Origin of the sequence: Sporosarcina sp. P32b, assembly GCF_002743335.1 — a bacterium.
Lineage (GTDB): Bacteria > Bacillota > Bacilli > Bacillales_A > Planococcaceae > Sporosarcina.
The window spans coordinates 132,564-152,989 of record NZ_PDZB01000002.1; the positions used below are offsets into that span (position 1 = coordinate 132,564).

At 43.7% G+C, this 20,426-nt stretch carries 18 protein-coding genes; 5 read left to right on the forward strand and 13 right to left on the reverse strand.

From position 1 onward, the window contains the following. Positions 1-85: 85 nt before the first annotated feature. Positions 86-1,039, reverse strand: a complete 954-nt coding sequence (locus CSV64_RS02285; protein ID WP_099633438.1) for a substrate-binding domain-containing protein — start codon at positions 1,037-1,039, stop codon at positions 86-88. Positions 1,040-1,198: 159 nt separating this feature from the next. On the opposite strand from CSV64_RS02285, the gene modA reads away from it, so the two are divergent. From modA to CSV64_RS02310, 5 genes are all read left to right on the forward strand, one after another. Next, positions 1,199-1,996: a molybdate ABC transporter substrate-binding protein gene (gene modA / locus CSV64_RS02290; RefSeq protein WP_099633439.1), complete on the forward strand. Its 798-nt coding sequence runs from the start codon at positions 1,199-1,201 to the stop codon at positions 1,994-1,996. Between the two features lie 25 nt (positions 1,997-2,021). Further along, positions 2,022-2,696 (forward strand): molybdate ABC transporter permease subunit, encoded by a 675-nt coding sequence (gene modB, locus CSV64_RS02295; RefSeq protein ID WP_369823489.1) that lies wholly within the window; start codon positions 2,022-2,024, stop codon positions 2,694-2,696. An 18-nt stretch (positions 2,697-2,714) separates the two neighbouring features. After that, positions 2,715-3,383 carry an ATP-binding cassette domain-containing protein gene (locus CSV64_RS02300; protein ID WP_099633441.1) on the forward strand — a complete coding sequence of 223 codons (669 nt, stop codon included), beginning with the start codon at positions 2,715-2,717 and terminating at the stop codon, positions 3,381-3,383. Between the two features lie 125 nt (positions 3,384-3,508). Next, complete coding sequence (gene fni / locus CSV64_RS02305; protein WP_099633442.1) at positions 3,509-4,540, forward strand: type 2 isopentenyl-diphosphate Delta-isomerase; 1,032 nt, start codon at positions 3,509-3,511, stop codon at positions 4,538-4,540. A gap of 43 nt (positions 4,541-4,583) precedes the next feature. Further along, a complete protein-coding gene (locus CSV64_RS02310; protein WP_099633443.1) occupies positions 4,584-4,958 on the forward strand; it encodes an rRNA methyltransferase in 375 nt (124 codons plus the stop codon). Positions 4,959-6,091: 1,133 nt separating this feature from the next. Here CSV64_RS02310 and CSV64_RS02315 read toward each other — a convergent pair. From CSV64_RS02315 to CSV64_RS02370, 12 genes are all read right to left on the reverse strand, one after another. Beyond that, on the reverse strand, positions 6,092-8,107 hold the full coding sequence (locus tag CSV64_RS02315; protein WP_099633444.1) for a helix-turn-helix domain-containing protein: 2,016 nt from the start codon (positions 8,105-8,107) through the stop codon (positions 6,092-6,094). A 156-nt stretch (positions 8,108-8,263) separates the two neighbouring features. Continuing rightward, positions 8,264-9,250: an electron transfer flavoprotein subunit alpha/FixB family protein gene (locus tag CSV64_RS02320; RefSeq protein WP_099633445.1), complete on the reverse strand. Its 987-nt coding sequence runs from the start codon at positions 9,248-9,250 to the stop codon at positions 8,264-8,266. Between the two features lie 30 nt (positions 9,251-9,280). After that, complete coding sequence (locus CSV64_RS02325) at positions 9,281-10,054, reverse strand: electron transfer flavoprotein subunit beta/FixA family protein (RefSeq protein WP_099633446.1); 774 nt, start codon at positions 10,052-10,054, stop codon at positions 9,281-9,283. A 33-nt stretch (positions 10,055-10,087) separates the two neighbouring features. Further along, positions 10,088-11,530: an MFS transporter gene (locus tag CSV64_RS02330; protein ID WP_099633447.1), complete on the reverse strand. Its 1,443-nt coding sequence runs from the start codon at positions 11,528-11,530 to the stop codon at positions 10,088-10,090. 150 nt (positions 11,531-11,680) lie between these two features. Then, positions 11,681-13,168, reverse strand: a complete 1,488-nt coding sequence (locus CSV64_RS02335) for an aldehyde dehydrogenase family protein (RefSeq protein WP_099633448.1) — start codon at positions 13,166-13,168, stop codon at positions 11,681-11,683. Between the two features lie 18 nt (positions 13,169-13,186). After that, on the reverse strand, positions 13,187-14,320 hold the full coding sequence (locus CSV64_RS02340) for an acyl-CoA dehydrogenase family protein (RefSeq protein ID WP_099633449.1): 1,134 nt from the start codon (positions 14,318-14,320) through the stop codon (positions 13,187-13,189). Between the two features lie 20 nt (positions 14,321-14,340). After that, positions 14,341-15,537: an acyl-CoA dehydrogenase family protein gene (locus tag CSV64_RS02345; RefSeq protein WP_099633450.1), complete on the reverse strand. Its 1,197-nt coding sequence runs from the start codon at positions 15,535-15,537 to the stop codon at positions 14,341-14,343. Positions 15,538-15,568: 31 nt separating this feature from the next. Beyond that, entirely contained in the window at positions 15,569-16,006 is a 438-nt protein-coding gene (locus tag CSV64_RS02350; RefSeq protein WP_099633451.1) for a Zn-ribbon domain-containing OB-fold protein, read from the reverse strand. Positions 16,007-16,017: 11 nt separating this feature from the next. Beyond that, a complete protein-coding gene (locus tag CSV64_RS02355; RefSeq protein WP_099633452.1) occupies positions 16,018-17,178 on the reverse strand; it encodes a thiolase C-terminal domain-containing protein in 1,161 nt (386 codons plus the stop codon). Positions 17,179-17,208: 30 nt separating this feature from the next. Then, complete coding sequence (locus tag CSV64_RS02360) at positions 17,209-17,634, reverse strand: MaoC/PaaZ C-terminal domain-containing protein (protein ID WP_099633453.1); 426 nt, start codon at positions 17,632-17,634, stop codon at positions 17,209-17,211. Between the two features lie 14 nt (positions 17,635-17,648). Continuing rightward, entirely contained in the window at positions 17,649-18,092 is a 444-nt protein-coding gene (locus CSV64_RS02365; RefSeq protein ID WP_099633454.1) for an FAS1-like dehydratase domain-containing protein, read from the reverse strand. 19 nt (positions 18,093-18,111) lie between these two features. After that, on the reverse strand, positions 18,112-20,262 hold the full coding sequence (locus CSV64_RS02370) for an acetate--CoA ligase family protein (RefSeq protein ID WP_099633455.1): 2,151 nt from the start codon (positions 20,260-20,262) through the stop codon (positions 18,112-18,114). Positions 20,263-20,426 lie beyond the last annotated feature (164 nt).

Consider the following 20,426-nt stretch of genomic DNA (forward strand, 5'->3'; position numbering starts at 1 on the left):
GAACTATGAGCGCTTATACGAATGAATGAGCGAAACCCGTGCTGTCTTTCACTAGTTGCATAAAAACGATCAACCGTGTCTTCCCTTATACCGTCTCATGCAAAATAGTTCCTGTTCTCGTTAGGTCATAACCACCCATAGCAGCCAGTTGCTCTTTGAACGAAGTAGAATTCAGAGTCTCGATAATAAGTTCGCGTAACCTTTCATTTTCAGCCGTTTTGATCAACACTAAATCATATTGTTCCTGAATCAAGGGAATGAAGTCTACGTCGATCAGTCGGGCGGTTTTTTCAATTCCGACACCTACATCTGCGTGACCTGAAGCGATGCGTGACGCGACGGCCATATGATTTAGTTCCTCGTCGTCATAGCCAATGATAGAAGGGCTTGTAATGCCTGCGAGATGTAGTTGCTCATCCAGTAAAACACGAGCTCCTGAGCCTTTCTCGCGGTTCACAAGGCGGATACTTGGCTGTCCGAGGTCGGTCCAGTTTTGTAGTTGCTTCGGATTATTCTTTTGAACATACAGCCCGGCTTTCCTGCCAAGCAAGTGAATGACCATATAAGAGCGTCCGGTAAGTAGCCGCTTAATATACGGAAGATTGTATTCACCGGTTTCTCCATCAAATAAATGGGTACTGACGATGTCAGCTTGTCCTTGATACATCTTGATCAAGCTATTCAAGCTACCAGAAAATGATCGCAACGGACGAAAGAGTCCCGATTCTTCTATATGACTGGCTATGATATCCAGGCTCAAATCCTGTCCACTAATGATGATTGGGTTGTCTGTCACGGATTCCGATGCATTGACGTGTGGAATTACGGAATTCGGATGCTTGTGCGCTGATTCGCCACCGCTTTTTAGTCGTTCTTTATACGCTGTTAAATCTACGGCATCAACACGCATTTGACGTCCCACACGATAGGCACGGATTTCTCCTTTTTTAATGATGTCATACACCGTTAATTTCGACACTTTCAATAATTGGGCGATTTCATCGGTCGTATAAGAAATATCATTTTCTAGATTTGTCATGTCTCAACCCTCCAAGAATAGTACATCTATCTTCTAACAACTTATCAATAATTGCAAAATTGACAAGCTTTATAAAGCATAATATGATGATTCTAGATATAACTAGTTATGTCTAGGCATATCTAGTTATAAGTAATACGGAAGTAGGGATACTACAAAATGAAACGTTTTCCACTTTCTACTTTGTTCATTTCACTAGCGATTTTTCTGGTAGGATGTTCAAATACAAATGAAACCGAGAAGACAAGGGCAATTGAGCAGGAGAAACCTGAGACCGAACTAATCGTTTCTGCTGCAGCCAGTTTAACCGATGCATTGGAAGAGTTAAAAGGTCCTTTTGAAGAAGCGCATGAAGGTATAACCGTGACATACAACTTCGGAAGCTCTGGGAAATTGGCAACGACTATTGAAAATGGTGCACCGTCTGACGTATTCTTGTCTGCTAGTTCACAAGATATGAATAATATGGAAGATAAGAGTTTAATCGTTAATGAATCAAGAATTGACTTCGCAGAAAATGCACTCGTATTTATTACGCATAAAGATTCCGATAGTACAATTTCTTCTTTTGAAGACATAGATCCCGCAGCAATCGATCATATAGCAGTTGGTGAGCCGGAATCAGTGCCGGTTGGTCGCTATACGAAAGAGACATTTGAACGCTTAGATCTCTGGGACCCTTTGCAAGACAAATTAGTTCTTGGCTCAGACGTGCGTCAAGTACTGACACATGTGGAAATGGGTAACGTAGATTACGGTGTAGTGTATTCCAGTGATGCATTCATTTCGGATAATGTAAAAGTATTGGCAGAAGCTACAGCTGATTGGCATGAGCCGATAGTGTATCCGGCAGCTGTCGTCGCTGAATCTAATAATCAAGAAGCCGCACAGCAATTTCTTGATTATTTGACTGGCGACAAAGGGGAAAAAACGCTACAGAAGTTCGGATTTAAGTAAAGGAGGGGGAGACAGCTTGCTGGAAATGGATTATTCACCTTTATTATTATCTTTGAAAGTAGCTGCTATCTCCACTTTCTTTGTTTTTGTAGCAGGGGTCTTCATTGCATATTTGCTTGCGAAGCGTGATTTTTTCGGGAAAAGCATATTGGAAGCATTGTTTTTATTGCCTCTCGTACTACCACCCACCGTTGTCGGCTTCGGTTTACTCATTTTATTTGGCAAAAAAGGCTGGATCGGCAGTTGGTTGCTTGAATGGTTCGATTTCCAAATTGTCTTTACGTGGATCGGTGCTGTGATTGCTTCGATTGTCGTATCCTTTCCTTTAATGTATCAAAGCGCAGCGGCCGCATTTGAAAGTCTCGATGAACGATTATCGAATGCGGCGCGTACAATGGGCGCTTCGGAATCGCGTGTGTTCTGGTCAGTCGTATTCCCACTCGCTTGGCCAGGATTACTCGCAGGATTGGTGCTTTCATTCGCAAGAGGTCTTGGCGAATTCGGTGCGACTTTAATGCTTGCAGGATACATACCAGGTAAAACGGATACGATTCCGATGGCGATTTATTTCGCGGTGGAGTCGGGACAGATGGAAAAAGCGACATTTTGGGTTGTTATGATCATTACATTCGGATTTAGTTTAATTTTATGGGTGAACTGGTGGAGCAAGCGCAATATTAGGCGTTTTACGAAATCTTGAGTATAAGGGGGATTTGACATGCTGCATGTGGATATCAATACACAACTCGCGCACTTTGAGATGAACATTCATTTTGAAATGTGCAATGAAATCATGGTGCTAGTCGGTCCATCGGGCTCCGGTAAAACGACGATTTTAAACTGTATTGCAGGACTCGTACACCCAGATCACGGCCAGATTCTATCGAATGAACATACATTCTTTGAAACCGGCGAAAAACCGCTGCCTGCTCGTGATCGTCAAATCGGTTACTTATTCCAAGACTATGCATTATTTCCGCATATGACGGTGGAGAAGAATATTTGGTTTGGCGTGAAAAAGAATGAGCGAAAAGAAAGTAATGAAATGATTCACCAATTGCTTCAAGTTCTAGGGATTGAGCACTTACTGCAGAAGTATCCCCATCAGATTTCAGGCGGAGAAAAACAACGTGTAGCACTCGCTAGGGCACTTGCCACACAACCTTCCGTGTTATTGTTGGATGAACCGTTATCAGCCCTTGATACAGAAACGCGGAAACAGTGTCAAGACGAACTTTTACGATTACATGACATGTGGAAAATTCCATTCATTATTGTGACTCATAATCTCGATGAAGCAGAACGCCTCGGTAATCGTATTATTTTCCTCGATCAAGGACAAATAACGGATGAAAAGTGGAAAAGATATGTAGTTTCAACGTATTAAAACGTACTAGGCTCCGATTTCATATCAGAGCTTTTTTATTTTTTGTGTAATCGAAATAGAACAGCTATAATTCATAGTAACCGACAATACAGTAACGGGTTTACGAGTAGATAGGAGCTAAAATCATGGGCAAGCAACTAAATGACCGGAAAGCACAGCATATTCAAATTGTGCTGGATGAACATGTGACGGGAAATGCGATAACAACAGGTTTGGAGCAGTATGATTTTCTACATAATGCCTTACCAGAATTATCATTTGACGAAATCAATTTGGAGCAAAACTTTCTAAACAAATCATGCAAAACACCTTTTTTAGTAAGTTCGATGACCGGTGGAGCGGATTTTGCGGAAACGATTAACCGGAATCTAGCACTTGCAGCGGAACAAAGAGGCTGGGCATTGGCATTAGGTTCGACACGCGCTTTAATAGAGAGTAAAGCATTTCGACCTTCATTTGCATTACGAAAATACGCCCCAACGGCCCCCATTATCGCGAATTTAGGCGCAGTGCAGTTGAATTATGGATTTTCTTCTGATGAATGCCGTCAAATCATCGAGTATACCGACGCAGATGCGTTAGTTTTGCACATCAATGTATTACAGGAAGTCATTCAGCCTGAAGGGAATACGAATTTCAGTAATTTATTATGTAAAATCGAGAAATTATGCAATGAATTAACAGTTCCTGTTGGCATTAAAGAAGTTGGATGGGGAATTGATGATCAAACGGCTAAGAAACTCTTAGATATCGGCGTGGCATTCATTGATGTAGCCGGTGCAGGAGGGACGTCTTGGAGTCAAGTAGAGAAATTCCGCACGACACCGATCAAACAGCAAGCAGCGGCAGCATTTAGCGAATGGGGAATTCGAACAGCAGATTCACTACGGCTAGTTAAGCCTCATATGGACAAAAAATTATTGGTAGCAAGCGGTGGACTTCATACTGGTGTAGACGCTGCAAAATGTATCGCGCTAGGTGCAGATTTTGTCGGCTTTGGTCGAGCGATTTTAGAAGAAGCAACTATATCGTCTGAAAGCGTTTTCCAAACAATGGAAGTCCGTGAACTAGAATTGCGTATGGCAATGTTTGCAACAGGTTCTGCGGATATCCAAGCATTACAACAAACGAATCGATTACGAAAAATTAACTCGTGAATATACTATTTGCGAGTTTTTAATTACTAAGGAGGAATTGGCGATGTGGAAATTAGTGAATGGAAAAATGATTCAAACGACAGATGAAACGCGAATTAAATTCCGCACGAATATCAGTCAGGAGATTTTAGAGCAATTAGAAGAAATATCTGAAGAACATGACACATACAGCAATTATTTATTAGAAAATGGATTATGGAACGTATTAGCCGCGGGAGTTATTGAGTACGATAAGAATTTACGTCCAACAGATCGAATTCAATATAAAACGACGTATGATAAAGAATTATTGGAATCCGTTAAACAGCTGGCAAAAGATCATAAGCTATTCATTAACGACGTCATTGAATACAGTGTAGGACATATCGACATGAAGCACATCAAAACGAAAGATCATAAGAATCGCTTAGAAAGCTAGCGCGAGAAGGATACATGGAGAGTAGAATATGTATAGATCGTAGAACGCCCCGAACATAATATAAATTATAGGAAGTAATATATCACTACTAAGTATACTTGCGATAGTGAGATATTAGCGCTTTTTTCAATGATTTTATGCGCTAGGCTTATTATAAATTACTTAACACGTTTACTTCAAGCTTTATAATGCTTAAGTGTTATTTATAGGTTTGTTTACTACTTTCTTTAAAAAACCTATTTAATGCTTTGTTAGTGCGCTGCGTTTTATTTTTTATCTTTGATGATCCATCTCATTAGCTTAACTTAATTTAACCAGTCATTTATAGGCTCTCTTTAACTCCGTGTTGAATTCGTTAGTCGACGTATTGCTTTTAAAGTCTTTTAACCCGTACTAACGTGGCGATTGTCCTCTCGTCAACTAGTTGACCGCCCTTTCCCTTGCAATTGTTCGAACTTCTTATCATCTGTTTATTTATGTACTTGGAGGTCCTCTCCTTGATTACTTTACGTGGGATAGTCAATGTTTAATGGATAGCATGATGCGAGGAAAATTATATAAAGAAGGATTATTCAGAACCATGTTCAATAAGATTACATATAGCATATAGACTTTCCGATACATATAGACCGTTCTTAGTCTATCACTTTTAACGCTTGTATGTTCGCATTTTATTTTGTTGCTCTATTTATGAATCTTTAATCCTTAAATTAAGGAAATCTGTCTTACACACACGTTGTCAGTGTCACGCAGCAAACCTTTCACATGTTATTTCACCTTTACATAGACCAATTAAAATCACGAATGTAAATATATCACTCCAGATCCTCTCATTTTAAATCGCTTCTAGTATGAGCTGGATGTTGCCCTTTTCGCTCTCCCCCCTTGATTGCTGTACGTGAGATATTTATTGCGACTCCATTTATCCGGCGCGAGTAATAATGAATAAACAAGGATTATTTGGAACCAGGTTTCTTAAGAAAATAGTATTCTTTAGTTATTGCTTTCATCGATAAAAAAGCAAAGCTCGACAAAATATGAGCTTTGCTTAGTATACCCTAGTATAGCGTCTGTATGTTCGCTTTTTTAAAAAAATATATTTTTATTTAGATGTTATTTTAAGTTTTTGCTTATTACATCATGCGGGTTTGATTTAACCAATCCTTCATCTTTTGATAGACAGCTTGGGACGGCAATGCTCCGCCTCGTTCAATATTGCTTATATAGGATGTTGAAATATTCAATTGATCAGATACTTGTTTTAGTGTTAAGCCACGATTGATGCGGCATTCTTTAAAGTCACTGCCAATATTCTTACAGACTTTTTCTTTAGGCTGCACTAAGGAGAAATTGGTTGTCGCCTTGACTGATTTCTTTCTCTCGATCGGCTCGTAATAGCTTACAATCTCGTCAGGTGGCGCGATGATGATCGTAGCATCTAACCAGACGCGTAGCCATCCTTTTTTCGACATACTGTCTTCGTTCCATTGATTGTACTGCCAAAATGTAATGACGCCCTCTTCTTCGAGTAGATCTAGCGCTTTCTCCAGACGGTCGCGAATGCGTGACGGAGCCTGTGAATCCGCTTGTATACCTATTTTTTCGAGCAGTGTGCTGATTTTATGCGGCTGCAAATAACTTGCTTTGCGTGCTTGTGTACGCCAGCGCCAGCTAATATAACGAATGAGTTTTTTCTCCCATTTACGCTGATACGGATTCAGTTCGATCGCTTGATTCGGCAATAATTTCACTTGTCTTGCAGAGCCTTGTAAGAAATGGTCAAACACTTCTCCAAGTATGATATATAAACGTTCAGGCGGTGAGTTTTCGGTAAATCGGCATGGACTACCGTCTTCATTTGTAAAAAGGAACGCGCGCCCTTGCATCTTCTTGTTAACGGGTTTACCTTGTTCGTAGACTACTACGCTATCGAGTTCTACCCATAGTAATTGAATGACGGAAAGCGCTTTCACTACTTGGGTGCGTTGTTCTTTTTCGTAGCCACCTCGCCGTCCGGTCCCTCCGAGTTTCGTTTTCAGTCCACGGATTGTCAATAGATCATCAAATCGAAGTTCTACTCGGGCGTCGGCCTGCGGGGATTGTGCCAAATACAAATGACATAGCGAATCCAGTACATCCACATCGACTTCGGATAAAGCATGGGCATAGTCATGCAGTAAACTCATCTGGCTTGTTGTCCGATCATTTTCGTTCGGAAGCAATTGCAACGAACCTTCTAATCTAGGCCCATGAATAGTTGCTTGTGGCCATTGATTCGGTTCGCAATCGAATTTTTGATTTGACATCGCTTCTGTAATGAATTGATAGACAGCATTACTCATAACGACAAGATTATTTGTTTTTACTGTGGCTTCAATTGGCTGATGTAAGGTAAATTGCGCGCTGACTCCAAGTAATTCATTGATCTGCTCCATGGAGTTTTTTTCCGATTCAAACGCTGCCAGTATTTCGGAAACCATTTTTTCAATATACGCGTTGACGTCAGTCGTAAATGTATTCAGGAAACTGTCATTAGAAGCAAAACTAGTGCTCATTTTTTTGAGAAATAAATCATTCAACTCTTCTTTATCAAGAGCGTTCAACGTATCATAACCATATTTTACGATTAACTCGTTGACGGTATGATTCTTCAAATAGGTTCTGTACCATATACTGAATACATTCCAGGAATTCTCATCATTGAGCCCGACGTGTGCACGCAACATTTTATCGTATTTATCGTATAATTTATTGATGATTTCCCATTTGAGTGTCGGCTTATTGGCAAGCAATGGTGCAAGATGACTTTCATAGGTGCTAAAAAATTTAGCAATCATGAATTCTGTAGCTTTTGCTAGCAGTTCACGTCTCGCATCTACACGCATTTTAAAAAACAAGTCCACGTTTTCTTCGTAGTGTTGCTGACGGACGACAAAAGTTTCATTTTTCACTCTCGGGAAAATGCGATTGGCATCCACTTTTTTCCGTACGTTTTCAGATGGAAAGTTCAGTAAATAATTATAATCAAAAAAGTTGGGTTGGCGATCATGAATGATGATTACTTGGAATCGATCGATTTTATTTGCGATTGATTGATGGTGGATTAGTTCGTAGTTCGTGTCATTCAACAGTAAATCGTAATTGATCAAAAATTGTCCCCCCGATAAACCGTAAGTTTCAAGTAGTATATCATGAGTTGACAGAATTATCTATATGCCTTTGTGGTAAAAAAGCGGCTTACGTAAGCGACACAGGCAAAAAAAGACCGTACAGTTCAACTCGCGAACTGTACAGCCTTTTACAATTTAGGATATGAGCGCGCCTTCTAGTTTCATTTCTTTAATAAGTAACGGAAGGACTTCAAATAGATCTCCGACGATTCCGTAATCTGCCATGTTGAAAATATTTGCTTCTGCATCACTGTTGATGGCGACAATCACTTTAGAGTTAGACATGCCAGCCATGTGCTGAATGGCACCGGAGATCCCTACTGCAATATAAAGGTCTGGTGTCACGACTTTACCTGTTTGACCGATTTGCAAGGAGTACTCACAGTAATCTGCGTCACACGCGCCTCGAGAAGCCCCTACAGCGCCTCCAAGCAGTTCTGCCAGCTCATACAATGCCTTGAAGCCTTCCGCACTCTTAACGCCACGTCCGCCTGCGATAACGATCTTCGCTTCGGATAGGTCGACGCCTTCAGTTTTCTTACGGATCACTTCTTTGACAATCGTCCGCAAATCTTTAACGTCCACTTTTTTTGCAGTGATATCGCCTGTACGGCTTGCATCGTGCTGTAATGCTGAAATATTATTCGGGCGGATGGTGGCGAACAGTAGTCCGTCGTCTTTCATCACTTTCTTCTCGAACGCCTTACCCGAGTAAATCGGTCTAGTGAAGACTACTTGATCGTCCTCTTTTTCAATCGCCACGGCATCTGATATCAAACCGAGCTCTAAGCGACTGGCGATTTTAGGTGTCACATCTTTACCGATGGATGTATGACCCATGATGATACCGGCTGGATTTTCTTCTCGCATAACCTCCATAATGACTTGACCGTAGCCTTCAGAAGTGTAATTACTTAAGTTTGCGTGAGTTACCGTAATCGCACGATCGGCACCATACTGAATCATGTCGTGAGCCGGTTTTTGTAAATCACCGTCACCCATAACCAATGCAATAATTTCCGCATCGACATCCAGTTGTTTCGCTGCTGCGATCGTCTCATAACTCACTTTTCGTAGATCTCCTTGTTGCAATTCACCGATTACTAATATTTTTTTACTCATGATAAAACTCCTTTCCATCTATAGGCGTAGTTACATTACTTTGGCTTCATTCCTCAATAAATCGACCAATTCTTTCACTTGGACTTCTGTTTCGCCAGCTAGAATACGTCCAGCTTGTTTTGTAGGAGGAAGGAACACCGCGATAGTTGCTGTCTTAGCCGCCACGTCGTTTTCATCCAAATCTAGATCATCTAACTCTAATTGCTCAAGAGGCTTCTTCTTCGCTTTCATAATGCCAGGCAGTGAGGTATACCTCGGCTCATTCAATCCTTGCTGGCATGTAACGAGCACAGGCAGTGATACCTCGATTCTTTCTAGATCGCCTTCCACGTCTTTTTCGATTGTCGCTGTACCGTCGACAATGTCCAGTTTGACAATTGTTGTAATGAACGGCATGTCCAAACGTTCAGCAAGACGCGGACCGACTTGGCCGCTTGCCTCGTCAATTGCTACGTTGCCTGCGAGGATCAAATCCACTTCTTTATCTTCAAAGAATTTCTCAAGAATTTTCGCTGTCGTGAACTGGTCGCCTTCGTCAAGGTCGTCATCTGTATTGATGAGTACTGCGTGATCGGCTCCCATAGCGAGCGCCGTGCGTAGTTGCTTCTCCGAATCCTGATCACCGATCGTGACGACAGTTACCGTACCACCGTGCGCATCACGCTGCTGGATGGCTTCTTCCACGGCGTATTCATCGTAGGGGTTAATAATGAATTCTGCACCGCTATCATCAATTTTGCCACCTGACACGGAAATGGCTTCTTCCGTGTCGAATGTTTTTTTCAATAAGACATAAATATTCATAGTAAAGACTCCTCTCTGTACGCAACAGCAAATTTATTTAATTTCTTCAATTTTTAAAGGTTTTGGTATGATTTTCGTCCCGAGTAAGTCATCTTCATTCGTATGAATTCCAGGAATAGTTCGCGGAATCAACGGTAAGAACAACAAGGCGATGACGACGAAGCCCATGATGACCCAGGAAGTACTGACTACCGCTCCGACATTGTTACCACTTGCACTGAAGATCGAGAAAGCGACTAAAGCAAACGATGCCCCCATTCTCTGTGCCAGACTTTCAATTACTGTATTCGTAAATGTCACGACGTTCATCCGTTCTATTGAGGCTTCCGAAACGATCAAGCCCTTCACTGCAGGTGTTTGGAAACCGACGCCAAGCCCGATCAGACTCATCGAGATGAACAAATAGATGAACGATGTCGTAAGCGTAACGAAATTCAACATGATAATCCCGGAAGCAAATACGAGAATTCCTGAGCCTATAATCGTTCGCGCTGAAAGTTTCTTCAAAATTCTTCCACTGAAGTACGCTGCGACTGATGTACCGAGGAATACCGCCATCTGTAAAAACCCGACTGTTGTAGCCGCTTTACCTTGTACGTTCTGAACAAAGAATGTCAGTAAGTACATGATGCCTGTGTACCCTAGGAAAATGAATACTGCAATCGTCGTCGGAACCCAGAAATTACGGTTCACGGCATACTTCAAATCAAGCAATGGTGCTTTTTGTTTCTTCTCTACAAAGATCAAGATAATCAATGCCGAAATGAACACTAGCAATGAGGGAATCCACATACCCGATTCGATACCGAAGCTGTTGATAAATGTCGGAATCGTCAGTAGACCTAACAACAAAATAATAACGAAAGCCAATCCAAGAACATCCAGCTTCTTTCTTGCTGGTACTTTGACATGTGGGACAAAAGCAAAGAGCGCAATTCCTACTCCGCCAAGAACCGCAGTGAACATAAAGCTCGCTTGCCAGTTGGCTGTATCGACGATCATGCCGCTGATGATCGGTCCGAACACTGATCCGATCGTAATGAATGCCGCAAATGTTCCAATTGCTTTAGCCCGCTGTGTACCGACCATGAATTTTCCGGCATAAGCAATTCCCGATGGTGCAATCGCCGCTCCCGAGATGCCCTTAAAGAACAACCCAAGAACAAGTACCCAAAATGAAAACGAGAACGCTACAAGCAATGAACCGATGACCATAAAGATCCCGCCGATCAAGATTACGATCTTTAATCCGAACGAATCACCGATCCATCCGAGCAATGGCTGGAAACCTGTCAATCCGATAGCCAAGCCAAGTTGCATCCACACTGCGTAGCCAGGCGTCAGATTAAATTCCGCTATCATATGTGGATACGCCGGAAGATGGGTCGCTAAACTTAACATAATAAAGAACGCTCCGAAACTGATGAACAAAAAACCTCTATTAATCGATTTATCCTTCAATGCCGCTTCACTCATATAGTGGCCTCCCTTTATCGATGTTGTACTAGTTTGTAAGCTTTATTTATTATGTCAAATCTAGCTGAGATCTAAAAAAATCTGCGGAAGGAGGCATGCTTGCAGCAAAACCGAAGCTCTCCCGCCACAGATCTCATCGTTACTAGTGGATTAGCCTATATTAATGACACATGCTTTCTCCTGTGTATAATCGAGAATCGAGTCTGTACCGTAACCACTTTCCTTCACACCACTAAACGGCAGATCCGCTCCCACTCTAGCGTACGTATTGACCCATACATTGCCCGCTTGGAGCTTATCTATCATCCGGTGAGCCAGACCTAAGTTCTGTGTCCACACCCCAGCCGCTAAGCCGAAGTTCGTATCATTCGCAATTTGAATCGCTTCTTCTTCCGTATCGAACGGAATTGCGACCGCCACAGGACCGAAAATTTCTTCACGAGCTAGTCTTGTGCTATTATCCGCTACCTTCACGAGCGTCGGTTGCACCCAGTAGCCGTCCGCAAATTCCGGTTGACCTGGTAGAACCGCTTCCCCGCCATACTGTCCACCAAAGACAATCTCATAGTCGTCTTTTGACGCTTCGTCGATATAGCTACAAACCGACTTGAATTGCGCTTCATTGGCGATTGGACCCATTGTGTTCGTCGTATCGAGCGTATTACCGTGTTTAACGAATTCCTTGTCCGTCATTAACTCTTTCAAGCGTCCGGTCACTTCATCGTAAATGGAACGCTGAATTAACATGCGTGATCCACCTACACAAATCTGACCGGAGTTCGGTGTGAAGATGCCGTTGATCAACCCGTGTACCGCTTGGTCGATATCGGCGTCTTCAAAGACGATATTCGGTGACTTACCGCCGAGCTCAAAAATCATTGACTTCGGCGAATGAGCAGTAGCCTTCGTAATTCGTTCAGCCGTTGCCTTAGAGCCAGTCAAACTCACTTTATTCACTTCCTTGTGACTGACAAGATAATCTCCAATTTCGCGACCTGCTCCGGAAATGACATTGAGTACGCCAGGAGGTAGAATTTGTGAAATTAATTCACCGTACCGTAAAGATCCAACCGCTCCACTTTCAGCTGGCTTGATGACGACGGTATTTCCTGCTGCGAGTGCATAGGCTGCTTTGATCGTGAACGTAAACAACGGTGCGTTCCAAGGTAAGATTCCAACGACTACTCCGTATGGCTTACGTTTCGTGAAGCCGAAGTCTCCGGTACCCATCTGTACAGTACGCCCTTGTGCACCTACTAATGTCGCTGCCCCTGCTGCGTCGTACCAAACTTGCTTCAACACTTCCGCGAGATAGCCGTATTCATCGAGTACCCAGCCGTTGTTGCGCGTCTCGAGTTCCAGTAGCTCTGTAGCATTATCAGAAATCATGTCTCCGATCTTGCGCATATAATCTCCGCGTGTACGCGCCGGTAGATTTGACCAATCTTCAAACGCTCCACGTGCCGCTTGAATGACAAGTTCCGCATCTTCTTTCTTACTGGACGGAATCTTCGCCCACACGTCACCTGTAGACGGGTCAATACTGTTTGATACTGCCCCGTCCTTTGCTTGTACGGTCTTGCCGTTGATGATGTTACCGTATGTTGTCAATTTGGATTTCTCGGATACATTCGTCATATGTTTTCCTCCTTCAAATTACCAGCCTAGTGAAGCGACTACTTTTTCTTGATAGAAAGGGGTGGAGCCTAAATACTGATCATAATAGCGGGCGCGCTTAACATATAAATGGCAATCGATTTCTTCTGTGAATCCGATGCCGCCATGGATTTGGATATTATGTGCCGACACTTCGATGAATTTCTCCGTCGCATATGTACGGGCGCTATATACTGCTGCTTCACGGTCAAATTCTTCCGTATCCACTACCCAGTTGGCATAATGGCTCAGTGAACGAGCAATTTCGAGATTCACTTTCATATTTACAATGCTGTGTTTGATCGCTTGGAAACGTCCAATTGCTTGACCGAACTGCTCCCGGATCTTCGCATATTCCGTCGCCATATGGACGACTTGTTCCATTGCGCCGACAATGTAGGAACTAAGTGCAGCGTTAAAGTACAATAGACCTTCCTGAAGCTGCGTCCAACCTTTATCTACTTCGCCTATGATTTGCTCTTGAGTGATGACTAGATTTTCGAATTCCATTTTCGCTACATGTTTGGATTCGTCAAACGATGATTGTTTCTCGATGTTCAGTGCATCCGTCTTATCGATCAAAAGAAGCGAAAGTCCGTCTTCTTGATCTTCTTGGTTTGTGCGTACGAGCACGAGGAATGCATCCGCAAGTTCCGCTTCTGGTACAAGCGTCTTCGTGCCGTTTAGTACGTACTGTCCATCTTTCTGCTGCAATGTACAGTGGATACCTGCCGGGGAGAAGTCGTTGAATGGTTCCAGTGCTGCGAATGAAATCCACTTTTCTCCTGAGGCGATCGCTGGCAAATACTGTTGTTTTTGCTCTTCCGTCGCATATTTCTTGAGAATCGGTACTGCCAACGCGGAAGTTTCCATGAATAAGCCGGGTACTAATGAACGTCCCATCTCTTCAAACGTTGGAACGAGATCGAGTGCCTCGAGGTCCATGCCGTCATACTCTTCCGGAATGTTGATGCCGCTGCATCCGAGTTCAGCTAGCGTCTTGTACACTTTCTTCAAATTTTGCGGATTTTGGTCGATCATTTCTCGAGCTACTTGTGTGCCGCCGAATTTATCTAGCATTTTGCGTATATGTCCACGAAACATTTCTTGCTCTTCTGTTAATGAAAAGTCCATAGTTCATCCCTCCACATCTATTAACGTCCCATATCTTTTGGTAATCCGAGTACCCGCTCGCCAATCGTATTGCGTTGTACTTCACTCGTACCGCCACCGATTGTCTGTCCGAATGAAGCGAGGAATAAATGCTGCCACTTCGGATCCGCTACAGCATCCTTATCCAATAACACACCTTGGTGTCCTTGAATTTCTACTGCGAAAGCAGAGAGTGCTTGATGTAGCTCTGTAACGACCAATTTATCGATAGACGTTTCTGCACCTGGTTGACCGTTCTTGATCGTCGTTGTTAGGTTTTTATAGTAATTGAGTAGCGATCCACGCACGCGAGCATAGAAATTCGCTAATTTCTGTCTAACTGCTGGATTTTCAATTAATGGACGGCCATTTACTTTATACTGCTGTGCCAGTTCCACCGTATCGTTGAATTGTTTTTCGAGTGTAAATAGTTCTGCACCGATCCCTGTACGTTCATGGAGCATTAAGGCAATCAATACATGCCAGCCTGAGTCCACTTGTCCAACGATATCCGCATCCGTCGCTACAGCATCTGTCATATACACTTCGTTAAATTCTGACTGTCCGTCCATCTGAACAATCGGAAGCGTTTCAACGCCTGGCTGGTCCATATCCATCATGAACACGGTAATACCGCGGTGTTTCTTCTCTGGATGTGTACTCGTTCTCGTCAGCAAGAAGCATTTATCCGCCACATGACCAAAACTTGTCCAAACTTTCTGACCGTTAATGAGCCAACGATCACCGTCTTTTACGGCACGTGTTTTAAGTCCCGTTAAATCCGAGCCTGCGCCTGGCTCTGAATAGCCTTGGCACCATATTTCTTCCCCTGTTAAGATGTTCTTCAAATATCTTTCTTTTTGTTCATCTGTGCCGATGTCGATCAACGTAGGACCTACCATGTGGATCCCGATATAGTTAATAAGTGGTGGTGCTTTCACGCGGACCATCTCTTGATGATAGATGATCTCTTCCATCAAACTGGCATCCCGTCCACCATATTCTTTCGGCCACGCGATCGCTGCCCATCCACCTTCGTACAATGTATTTTGCCATGCGCGTAACACGCGGGAGTATTCATCGAGATCTTCCGGTAAGTCTCGCTTGCCTTCTAGCCACCCTTCAGGAAGGTTGGTCTCGAGCCACGTTCGTAGTTCGGCTCTAAATTTTTCTTCTTTTTTCGTGAAAGAGAAATCCATACTCGCTCATCCTTTCTATGTCGTCTATCGATCAGTTCGTGTTTGGAATCCACTGTGGCAATGCACGGTCTTCCGTAATATCAATCCATGTCATGCGGATTGGCATGCCAATTTCCAAGTCTTTTTCCTCACAATGTAAGATATTGCACATAATTTTCACTTCCGGCACTTGATCAAGTTGTCCGAGTGCGACAATTGTCGGCAATTCATCTTGGAAGCCCGGTAGGAATGGACGGTAGGACACGACGTATGAATAAACTGTCGCTGTTATATCGTCACCCAACTGTTCAAAGCGGACATTTTCACTTCCACACTTCGCGCACGTAGGGCCTGGTGGTTGTGAATAAGCAGTACAGTCCTCACATTTTTGCAGTGCCAATTGATGGTTGTCTGCTGCATCCCAGTACGGGGCATTATCTATATCTTTTAATGGAATGGGTTTTTGGTATGCTGTCGTTGCTTGTGTCATAGTTACTCCTCCTAGTTTCGTAAGATCATAGCGCCTGCAATATCCGGTCCAGCCCAGCCCGTACAAATACCGATCTTGCAATCTTCTACTTGGCGGTCGGTTCCTTCATAGTCATGGCGCAGCTGTCTAACGATTTCAATCGCATTATTCATTCCGTGCGTGTAGCCTTCGGATAACATGCCACCCGCTGTGTTAGTTGGGAGCTTGCCTCCGATCTTCAAGTTACCTTCTGCAACGAAATCTCCTACTTCTCCGCGTTTTGCGAATCCGTATGCTTCGAGCTGGCGCATTACGACCCAGCTGAAACAGTCATAGATCGACGCCACGTCGATATCGTCTGGAGTTACACCTGCGTTTTCGTAAAGTTCTTTCGCTACATAATCCGAAGCGACTTGGTCGATGTCATTCCAGTAGTGTACGTGCGGATGACATTGGCGTGCGGACATCCCCATAATATAGACAGGTTTTGACGTGCAGTCTTTCGCTTTTTCTGCAGACGTCACGATGATCGCATTGCCTTCATCTAGCTCGAGGCACGAATCGTGGATATTAAATGGCGAACTAATATCCGGTGTAGCGAGATACGTTTCCATCGTTAACGGCTTACCATGTAAGAAGGCTTTCGGATTACGTTGTGCATGCTCATAGAAACTCAAGCACACATGTCCGAGATGTTCTTTCGTAATACCCGTTTCATGCATGTGACGCGTCGCATACATACCGAACCATTGTGACGGGCTCGCTGAACCATATGGAATAACGAAGCTTCCGCCAGCCAGTGCACCTTGAAGCATATCTGGGTCATAGCCGCGTCCTACACGTGTTCCTGAGCTTCCGTTTAATGAACGATAGATCAATACGGTATTGAGCTGCCCCGCTTCAATGAGCGCCACGGCATCCGCAATCAGCATCTCTGTGCTTGCTCCGCCACCTTGGATATCCTTGACGTATTTCGGTCGTACACCAAGATACGTTGCTAGTTGGTGAGATGTACAAGAATCTCCTTCGTTATAGTTCATGAATCCGTCGATGTCCGTTGCTTTCAAACCTGCATCTTTTATCGCGGCTCTTGCAGCATCGAGTGCTAAATGAAGAGGCGTTGTCCCCGATTTTCTTGAGCGTTCGCTCTCTCCTACACCTACAATGGCATAGCGGTCTTTAATAGTTCCCATAGTTATATTCCTCCTATTTCACGATGGCTTTTACGTTAGTTGCAAGATGGCGCTACCTGATCCGACGACTTCTCCAGATACTTTCTCAGCGGTCAGCTCGAGCGCGATACATCGCTTACCATCTTCTTCGTATGTTCGTTCCACTACACCTGAGCAACGAATTTCGTCACCTGGTACAGTCATTTTGCCGAAACGCATTTTTAAATTTGCGACGCGTGCTTCCTGACCGGCAAGTTTCATGACGTACTCGCCAAGGAAACCCATTACGAGCATGCCGTGTGCAATGACACCGTCCATGCCGATTTTTTTTGCGAAGTCATCGTCGAGGTGCAACGGGTTAAAATCTCCGGATGCACCTGCATATTGGGCGAGCTGTACTTTCGTAATCGGTGGCTTCACCATGGGTTCAAGTTTCTGGTCTACGGTTAGTTCTTCCAACACCCAATCTTTAATCATATGAGGTCCCTCCATTAGTTCGCTAGTGAGCGATAGACGATATTCATGCGGCTAATACAAACGAGTTCGCCCGTTTCATCTTTCATTTCCGTATCGAGCTTCAAAAACTGCATCTTTCCGCTTTTGCCTTCTTTGTCATACAGATCGCTTACTTTGATCTGGCAACGCAGTCGGTCTCCGATACGGATCGGCTTGTAATACAGGAATTCCTGCTCGCCGTGCAACATTCTACGCTGATCGAGAGCGAGTGGCATTTCCGTCTTGCCGTCATTCATAGCAATAGGGAAAGTGGGCGGTACGATCAGTCCTGCGTAAGCCGATTGATTGGCGTACTCTTCGTCTGTATAAAGTGGATGATCGTCGCCAATCGCCGCGGCGAATTGACCGACATGTCGTCGTTCTACTTCAAAGACGTATTCATTACTCGTTAAGCCAATGACACTTTGATCTAAGTCCATTTTCCATCCCCCTCATGAGTTACTTTGTAATGATCAATGCATCTGCCGCTACAATGCCGTTTTCGTACACGATGAGCGGGTTAATATCGATTTCCTTAATTTCATTTGAATAATCTTGAATCAATTCGGATACTTTCAGCAACACGTCGATGATTGCTTCTTGGTCGACCGGCTTTTTATTTCGTACACCTTTTAATAGTTCATAGCCTTTGAGACTTTCCATTTTATCGATCGCATCTTGTCTCGTGATCGGTGCGACGCGGAATGATACATCCTTGAATACTTCAACGAATACACCGCCGAGGCCGAACATGATAACCGGACCGAATGTCGGATCATTCGTAACACCCACAATGACCTCTACGCCTTCAGCTAACATTTCTTGTACGGACACGCCGTGAATAGTTGCGGTTGGACAGTTTCGAGTGGCATTTTGATACACTTCGTCATACGCTTTTCTTACTTGTTCCGCGTTCTGTACATTCAAGCGGATACCGTCTACTTCCGTCTTATGCGGAATATCAGGTGAATCGATTTTCAGCACGACAGGATAGCCGATAGTGTCCGCAAACCGTACCGCTTCCTCAGAAGACTGTGCGATTGCGCGTTTCGCTGTCCGAATTCCGTATTCGTTCAAAATTTCACTTGACTGCGACTCACTTAACGTCTGGTTTTCTAGTAATAAGTGGCGGATGTTCGTTTTATTGATTTTCTTAGGTTCCGCTTGCATTCGCTGTTCCTTAGCTTTCTCGTAAGTTTCTCTGTACTCGACTAGCTTGGCAAGTGAGCGGATCGGGTTCATATCGCCTCTAACGAACGCGATACCGTGATCTTCTAAATAGCCGACACCTTTAGGAACGGACATGCCTTCAAGTGGGAATGTCGTCACTAGAACGAACTTATCGGAGTTCTCGCAAAGCTGCACAAATTCTTGTAGCTCGGGTGTGGTTTCATCCCAGCCCATTGGGAATTCGGAGAAGATGATCATGTCCGTGTCCGGATCGTTGACGAGCACTTTCAATGGCTCAATAAATAGTTCTGGGTTAGTAATCGATGCCGCTGCGGTCAAATCAACCGGGTTGGAAGCGCTTGCATAACTAGGAATGTTTTTCTCGATTTCTTTTTTTACTTGATCGCTTAGCGGATGAATATTTAAACCGTATGATTCACAGCGATCTGCTTCGTTGATACCTCTTCCGCCGGAGCTCGTAATGATGACCGCATTTCTTCCTTTCGGTGTCTTCTTCGACATGAATAGCTTAGAGAAAGAAATAATATCTACGTAATCTTCCACTCGAACAATACCGGTTTGTTTGAAGAATCCATCATATACTTGATCGGCACCCGCTAGTGAACCCGTATGTGACGCTGCGGCTCGACTGCCTGCACTGCTTCGTCCTGATTTCATGATGACCATTGGTTTGTTGATCTCAAGTGCGAATTTCGCTAGCTTGCGTAACTTCTCGGGATTTTTCTCTCCTTCGAGATAGCCGGTTGCGATCGTCGTATTCGGATCATGCAGCATGTATTCCATGACGTCTGCAAAGCCTACATCGGCTTCATTGCCGACACTGACAAAATAGTTGAATGTTAAACCTTGCTGGGCAGCGGCGATATACGTTAACACGCCGAACGCTCCACTTTGTGTGACGAAGCCTGCTTCACGTTTTTTATTCAACGGCATATTCGTCAACCCTGGCGAGAAGGTTCCCATCAAACCATTCGTTGTATTGAGTAAGCCGACACAGTTCGGTCCGATAATGCGGATATTGTACTTGTCGGAAATGTCTTTTAGACGTTGTTGTGCCACGACACCAGCTTCACCAATTTCAGAATAGCCTGAAGCGAAGACGATTGCTGCTTTGACACCGCTTTCACCGCACTCGATCAAACACTTTTCCACTTGGTCGATCCCAACGCAGAGAATAGCCAGATCGATTTCGTTCGGTACATCTTTGACACTCGGGTAACACGTCAAATCTGCAATTTGCTGCGCGCTGCGATGGATCGGATAAATATCTCCTGCAAACCCTCCGTCAAGTAACGCCTTCAGCTGCAAGTATCCAATTTTATTCGGATTCTCGGAAGTTCCCAGAACCGCAATCGTTCGTGGATGGAATAATGGATCCAATTCTAAATTCGATACAACTTCTTCATTTATCAATTTCATATACTCTTCACCTCTCCACTCTCATATCTGCTAGTTGTTTGTCTAACTTGTAATAAATCATAACAAAGCACTTTTATTATTATTTTTACTTTTAGAGAGTAAGTAATTAATGTTATTAGCACTGGAAAAGTTTGAATACGTACTGACAAAGCGCTGGGGATACA

What these genes read in the sequence shown, in the direction of transcription:
- CSV64_RS02285 (WP_099633438.1), bottom strand. Translation starts at nt 1,039, where the DNA reads ATGACAAATCTAGAAAATGATATTTCTTATACGACCGATGAAATCGCC.
- modA (WP_099633439.1), top strand. Translation starts at nt 1,199, where the DNA reads ATGAAACGTTTTCCACTTTCTACTTTGTTCATTTCACTAGCGATTTTT.
- modB (WP_369823489.1), top strand. Translation starts at nt 2,022, where the DNA reads ATGGATTATTCACCTTTATTATTATCTTTGAAAGTAGCTGCTATCTCC.
- CSV64_RS02300 (WP_099633441.1), top strand. Translation starts at nt 2,715, where the DNA reads ATGCTGCATGTGGATATCAATACACAACTCGCGCACTTTGAGATGAAC.
- fni (WP_099633442.1), top strand. Translation starts at nt 3,509, where the DNA reads ATGGGCAAGCAACTAAATGACCGGAAAGCACAGCATATTCAAATTGTG.
- CSV64_RS02310 (WP_099633443.1), top strand. Translation starts at nt 4,584, where the DNA reads ATGTGGAAATTAGTGAATGGAAAAATGATTCAAACGACAGATGAAACG.
- CSV64_RS02320 (WP_099633445.1), bottom strand. Translation starts at nt 9,250, where the DNA reads ATGAGTAAAAAAATATTAGTAATCGGTGAATTGCAACAAGGAGATCTA.
- CSV64_RS02325 (WP_099633446.1), bottom strand. Translation starts at nt 10,054, where the DNA reads ATGAATATTTATGTCTTATTGAAAAAAACATTCGACACGGAAGAAGCC.
- CSV64_RS02330 (WP_099633447.1), bottom strand. Translation starts at nt 11,530, where the DNA reads ATGAGTGAAGCGGCATTGAAGGATAAATCGATTAATAGAGGTTTTTTG.
- CSV64_RS02335 (WP_099633448.1), bottom strand. Translation starts at nt 13,168, where the DNA reads ATGACGAATGTATCCGAGAAATCCAAATTGACAACATACGGTAACATC.
- CSV64_RS02340 (WP_099633449.1), bottom strand. Translation starts at nt 14,320, where the DNA reads ATGGACTTTTCATTAACAGAAGAGCAAGAAATGTTTCGTGGACATATA.
- CSV64_RS02345 (WP_099633450.1), bottom strand. Translation starts at nt 15,537, where the DNA reads ATGGATTTCTCTTTCACGAAAAAAGAAGAAAAATTTAGAGCCGAACTA.
- CSV64_RS02350 (WP_099633451.1), bottom strand. Translation starts at nt 16,006, where the DNA reads ATGACACAAGCAACGACAGCATACCAAAAACCCATTCCATTAAAAGAT.
- CSV64_RS02355 (WP_099633452.1), bottom strand. Translation starts at nt 17,178, where the DNA reads ATGGGAACTATTAAAGACCGCTATGCCATTGTAGGTGTAGGAGAGAGC.
- CSV64_RS02360 (WP_099633453.1), bottom strand. Translation starts at nt 17,634, where the DNA reads ATGATTAAAGATTGGGTGTTGGAAGAACTAACCGTAGACCAGAAACTT.
- CSV64_RS02365 (WP_099633454.1), bottom strand. Translation starts at nt 18,092, where the DNA reads ATGGACTTAGATCAAAGTGTCATTGGCTTAACGAGTAATGAATACGTC.
- CSV64_RS02370 (WP_099633455.1), bottom strand. Translation starts at nt 20,262, where the DNA reads ATGAAATTGATAAATGAAGAAGTTGTATCGAATTTAGAATTGGATCCA.